Origin of the sequence: Aquimarina spongiae (assembly GCF_900141785.1) — a bacterium.
GTDB classification, from domain to species: domain Bacteria; phylum Bacteroidota; class Bacteroidia; order Flavobacteriales; family Flavobacteriaceae; genus Aquimarina; species Aquimarina spongiae.
In genome coordinates this window covers 1-1,395 of sequence record NZ_FQYP01000028.1, presented here as the reverse complement: position 1 = coordinate 1,395, position 1,395 = coordinate 1, and the positions used below count along the sequence as shown (strand labels likewise).

The window sequence follows — 1,395 nt, the reverse complement described above, 5'->3', positions numbered from 1 at the left end:
GGTAGAAAATTAACCGATGGACAATACCGCTATCAATATCAAGGGCAGGAAAAAGATACTGAAACTGATAAAGAAGCCTTTGAACTCAGACTTTGGGATGCAAGAATTGCACGTTGGTTAACAACTGATCCAAAAAATGAATTCGCTTCCCCGTATTTGGGAATGGCAAATAATCCTATAAACAAAATTGATCCTGACGGGGGAAGTACGAATGATTGGGTAAAAAGAGAAGATGGGAGTATTTACTGGGATCCTAACGCAAATTCTCAAGCCACAACAAAAGCAGGAGAAACCTATTTAGGCAAAACAGTGACTTTTACGTTTAATAGTTTTATCGATGAAAAATATTGGGATGGTCCAGGAGGAGGCAAACCTCTAATTGGTGATAAAATAACTAGTACTGTAACAATTTCTGGAATTGAAAATCAAGTTGGTGATTTGCTTTCCATTGCCAGTTACTCTTCTTATCGTCTTGGACCTACTCCGGTAGGAAAAGGTAGGAATTATTATCCTGGTGAAGGAGGAAGAAATAACATTTTTCTACAAAGTCAAGCTTTTGAAGATGGAAAGTTTATTGGGTATGACATAACTTTTGAACAACATGCAAGTGTCCCTAAAATTGAGGAATTCGCATTATCTGTGATGGGGTATAGAATTGTAGATGTGTCACAAAAACTGAATATTTCTATACATAATGGAGAGCTATCTTTTTCAGCATATACCAATATATTTCCATCTGCAACTTTAGATGTAAATGATATCCGATACATGCATTACATCCAACCTTCATTCGAAAAGACGCATAGAGCTGATTTATTTTACCGAAATCGAAACACAAAATATTTCCCATCGAAATTTTTCCAGAGATATTAAAGTATAACTATTATGAAATTAATCACGAAGATTATAGCTTTTTTTATTGTAAAATACTCTGTTTTTTATCTTTTCATGATGATAAAAAGCAACAACTATAAAATTCCTAATATAGCTAAATCAAGAATTAGCGAAGACGCATTTTACTATTTATTGCTGTATATACCTCTTCCCCTAATTTCAATAATACTCTTTACTGCTCCGTTGTACTACTCTCTTAAATCTAAGAGCATGTCAATTTTTGCCGCAGTATTTGCCTTGTATTTAATTATAGAATATTTCATATACACCTATTTAACTTCACAAAGTCACATAGATGAAAACGGTGTGTTGAATTTGATTATTGGAATTATCATTTTCGGGATAATGTTTTACAAACATTTTAAACAAATAAACCAATAGAAGATGGATTTAATAGGATAATTACATCCTATCAAAAGCTTAAAAAATGAAGAACATTCAAACATATACCTATTATCTGTTTTTTGCTTTACTTTTTATTGGTAAGGTTATATATGCACA

General features: G+C 32.4%; 1 protein-coding gene. It reads left to right on the top strand.

What is annotated here, in order from left to right; genetic code table 11:
- The coding region (locus BUE24_RS23555; RefSeq protein WP_280174055.1) for an RHS repeat-associated core domain-containing protein at nucleotides 1–873 on the top strand (873 nt) is incomplete at its 5' end.
- Nucleotides 874–1,395: the final 522 nt, after the last annotated feature.